Origin of the sequence: Rothia sp. HMSC069C03 (genome assembly GCF_001811075.1) — a bacterium.
In the GTDB taxonomy this organism is placed as follows: Bacteria; Actinomycetota; Actinomycetes; order Actinomycetales; family Micrococcaceae; genus Rothia; species Rothia mucilaginosa.
Genome location: NZ_KZ627131.1, coordinates 1 through 4,596, shown reverse-complemented (window position 1 = coordinate 4,596; position 4,596 = coordinate 1). Strand labels below are relative to the sequence as shown.

Annotated in this window: 2 protein-coding genes and 1 tRNA gene; all 3 read left to right on the top strand. The window is 56.9% G+C overall.

What is annotated here, in order from left to right:
• The coding region (locus tag HMPREF2779_RS01295) for a YncE family protein (protein WP_158676571.1) at nt 1-1,362 on the top strand (1,362 nt) is incomplete at its 5' end.
• Nucleotides 1,363-1,940: 578 nt separating this feature from the next.
• Nucleotides 1,941-4,133: an LPXTG cell wall anchor domain-containing protein gene (locus HMPREF2779_RS01290; RefSeq protein ID WP_105360625.1), complete on the top strand. Its 2,193-nt coding sequence runs from the start codon at nt 1,941-1,943 to the stop codon at nt 4,131-4,133.
• 326 nt (nt 4,134-4,459) lie between these two features.
• Nucleotides 4,460-4,532, top strand: a tRNA-Glu gene (locus HMPREF2779_RS01285).
• Nucleotides 4,533-4,596 lie beyond the last annotated feature (64 nt).

Here is a 4,596-nt window from a genome sequence, read left to right as displayed (position 1 = left end):
GACCCGAACTGGATTGAGCACCCCCGCTCCGTTCTGGTTGACCACGAGTCCGGTAAGGCATTCGTGACCGGCCGCTTCTTCGTGTCCGCTATCGATCTGAAGACCAAGCAGGTTGAGAAGATCCAGCTCGAAGGCGCACCCGACGGCGGCACCCGCTACGTGAGCATGAACCTGTTCCTCGACGGCGGCAAGCTGTACGTGCCCGAGCGTACCGGCGGCAAGCTCTTCGTCGTGGACACCAAGACCTTCAAGGTTGAGAAGACCATCCAGACTCAGGGTGAGGACTCCACCGTTGAGGTTCGCCCCTCCGACGTTGCTGTGGACCACTCGCTGAATGAGATTTACGTCTCTTCCCAGGGCGTGAAGGGCGTCAACTCCGGTATCTCCGTGTACGACCTGAACACCGGTGAGTTCAAGAAGTTCGTCAAGTTCGGCACTCAGGCGCTCGCTCTGGAGCACGATGAGGACCGCGACCTGGTGTACGTAACCGACTTCGGCACCGGCAAGGTGGCTGTCTTCGACGGCCGCGCTGACGAGGTCATCGGCGAGGTTGAGATGAACGGCGCAGCCGCGAACGACGTGACCCTGCTCAAGGACGGCTCCGTGCTGGTCCTCGACAAGAAGGATCGCGACGAGAAGGTGACCCTGCCCTACGTGCTCAACGGCACCACGGGCGAGATTACCACCGCTAGCGAGTACACCTCCCTGCCTTATAAGGACCGCCAGGGTAACGACGTTCCCTCATCGGTTCAGCCGCTGAAGGCTAACTCGATTCTGAAGTTCAAGGTTGGCGTGAAGGACACTGACGCGAGCGCAGCTCCGGTGACCGTCACCCCGACTTCGCTGGACTTTGCGGGTTACCCGACGGTGACCGGTGTGAAGGCTGAGGAGTCGAAGCCGGCTGACCCGAAGGCTGAGGACAAGAAGCCTGAGGACAAGAAGGCAGAAGATAAGAAGTCTGAGGACGCTAAGTCCGAGGATAAGAAGTCTGACGCTAAGTCTGAGAACACCGCAGAGGCTAAGGATCAGACCTCCAAGGATCAGGCATCTCAGACTGATTCGAAGTCTGACGCTAAGACCGGTGCACAGGACTCCAAGTCTGACTCCAAGCCCGCTCCGGATGCTGTGAAGGCTGATAAGTCCGGTTCGGCTGTGAAGAATGGCGGTTCCTCTGTTGGCGGTTCCGATTCTTCCCTCGGTGGTTCCTCGGTAGCTAAGAGCGACGCAGGCTCCTCGCAGGCTGGCTCTTCGCGTGGCGCTTTGGCTAACACCGGTGCTGACGCTGTGATGCCGCTGGTTGCTTTCGCTTCTGTGGCTCTGATTGCGGGCGCTGCTCTGGTGATGCGCCGCCGCAAGGCATAAGCGTAGCGTTTAGTTTTCGGGCGTAAATGCTCGATGTAACGCGTGAAAAGGCGGGTATTTTCTCTTTCGGATTCTTCGAATCTGGGGGGGGGATACCCGCCTTTTGCGTGCCCGCTTGGGCTAATGCTGGGTGGGTGGTTTTAAAGCATATTTATATATGTGCACTTGCCTGTAAAAATATAGGTTTTGAATGTTGAAAAAATGTGTGGCCCGTGGTGAATGTCGCTGGCATGTCTCACCTAAACTTTTACATTAATGTGTAAATATAAAAGCATTACAATACCCCTGGTAACCAGGGTTTTTGCCCGCAAGGGCAAGGAAAAACCCTGAAATCGCCTCAACCTTCACGTGATACTGAAGGCGAATTTGGGGGTCACTCATAAAAACACAAAACACACCCCCGTCGCTGCTTGTATTTTCCTGGGAAAACACTGAGGATTAGAAGGTAGGTAAATTTATGCGTTACCTGCATTTCTGCTTTTCGTGCCGTCGAATATGTCACCGCATATTCACGGATGTCTCGTTAGCATTCGCATGCGGCATGTGAGCACTTCCGTCACACATTTGAAGGACACACATTGAACCTCACTCCCTCCTCGGGCAAAGCATTGAAGGGGCTCGCCGTCGGCTCCCTTGCGCTCGCAATCTCCGGCGCAGCCATGATTCCTGCCTCCTTCGCAGCACCGAATACCGCACATCAGACCGCTTCGCCCAGCGCCTCGGTTCCTTCCACCGCAGCGCTGAGCCGCGTTGTTGACACCTCCGCGTCCGTCGCGCAGATTACCCAGGGTCTGCCCGGCCAGTATCAGGTTGCCTACTCTAAGGCGACCAACAAGATTTGGATGGTCGGCGTGGGTGCCCGCGGCAACCTCGCCTCCACCATTGCTCGTGTCAATGCAGACACTCTTCAGATTGAAGAAGTGGCTGTGCTTCCCTTCGAGCTGGATAAGAACGGCGAATTTGGCTACATTTCCGCGTACGGTATCACTGTTGATGATGTGTCCGGTACTGTGTGGGTTACTAACACCACGGACAACTCCCTGTCTGTGTTCGATCAGAACACCATGGAGCAGATTTGGACTAACCACGGCATTGCCGAGAGCGACCCGAACTGGATTGAGCACCCCCGCTCCGTGCTGGTGGATCACAACTCCGGTAAGGTTTTCGTCACCGGTCGCTACTACGTGTCCGCTATCGACATGAAGACCTACCAGGTCACCAAGCTGCAGCTGGAAGGCGCACCCAACGGTGGCACCCGCTACGTCGGCATGAACATGACCATTGACGGTGACAAGCTGTACGTGCCTGAGCGCACCGGCGGCAAGGTCTTCGTTATCAACACTCACACTTTCAAGACTGAGCAGGTTATCCAGACCCGCGCAGAGGATTCCACCGTCGAGGTTCGCCCCTCTGACGTCACCATTGACCACTCCGAGAACGAAATTTACGTCTCCTCCCAGGGTGTGAACGGCGTGAACTCCGGTATCTCCGTGTACGACCTGAACACCGGTGAGTTCAAGAAGTTCGTCAAGTTCGGCACCCAGGCGCTGTCCATGGAGAACGATGAGAATCGCGACCTGGTGTACGTGACCGATTTCGGTACCGGCAAGATCGCTATCTTTGACGCTAAGACCGACCGTGTGATCGGTGAGGTTGAGATGAACGGCGGTAAGGCTAACGACCTGACTATCACCGAAGACGGCTCCGTCATTGCGGTGGATAAGCAGGATATCGCCAACACCACCGCGGCTGTACCCTACGTGCTGAACGCGAAGACTGGCGACGGCTCCCTGACCGACACCTACACCTCCAAGGCAACCGTTGACCGCAACGGCAAGGCTGTTCCCTCCTCGCAGCAGAAGCTGGTCCCGAACTCCATCGTGAAGTTCTACGCTGAGGTTTCCGAGGGTGAGTTCACCTCCACCGCGACTATTAACCCCGCTAAGGTTCCTTTCCAGGGCTACCCGAAGCAGGCTACCGCAGTGCTGATTGGCCCCTCCCTGAACTTCGCTGAGGGTACCGTCGACATTACCCGCCCCTACACCTTCCACGTATCCGGCTATGACTTTGAGAAGCCCCCGGCAGAAGGTATCCGCCTGTTCATTGTTAAGGAAGGCGAATGGGAGATGGGCAACGACAAGCTGACCGATAGCGAACTGGCAAACATCCAGAAGGTGTCCACCATCGTTCCGGCGAGCGCGTTCGTCTACAACGCACGCACCGGCAAGTACTCCTTCGATGCAACCCTGCGCGTTCCCGCGAACACCATGCAGTACAGCCAGGGCTACTTGCTCGGCACCGTCACTGCCGGTTCGGATGTGGCAACCAACCGCGAGTACGATTCGGCTGTTCCGCTGATTGTTAACGATGCGAAGGATGCTGGCAACGCAGATAACCGCGATGAGGCTGAAGAGCCGGCATTCCCGGCTTCCCCCTCCGCTGAGCCTTCTGCTTCCGCATCTGCACCTGCTGCAGTAGCGGAGGAGAAGCCTGTGGCTGAGCAGCCCAGCGCAGAGGCGGCTAACGACCAGCTGGGAACCACCGTGAAGACCGCGCCGCTGAAGAACTCTTCTTCGGTGAAGTCTGAGGGTCAGTCTAAGGGCTCCGGTTCGGATTCTCAGGTGAGCGCTTCAGCGACCAAGTCTGCGCCTCAGAGCAAGGGTTCGCTGGCTAAGACCGGTGCTCAGAATGTTCTGAGCCTGGCTGCTGTCGGTGCGTTTGCGCTGATTGCTGGTGCCGCTGTGATGGTGCTTCGCCGCCGTAAGGCATAGTTTCTTGCTCTAGTTTGAGCGGATGCGCCCCGTACACTGTGCGGGGCGCATTTTTGTGTCTTGATGCCCTGGTGCTGTGGTGCTGTGGCGCCTGAACGGGGTAGGCGCAGGTGTGGAGGCGGGCGCGGAGGCGGGCGCTGCGGAGGTGCCGGATGGGCTACCGGGGGAGCGTCTGTTTGGCTGGAAAAGAGCCTACGCGCTGGGTCTTGCACTCGGTGTAAAATATGTGACTCAATTCACCGCTTTTCGATTTGGTTGTTTCTAGGAACCTCTGTATAGTTATATGTGTTGCCAGGGAGACCTGGTAAAAGAGGTGTAAATCTCACGGCCCCATCGTATAGCGGCCTAGTACTCCGCCCTCTCACGGCGGCAACACCGGTTCAAATCCGGTTGGGGTCACACTAGGAAAAAAGCCTGGTTTCTTCGGAAGCCAGGCTTTTTTGTTTATATCTGTATCTGTCGG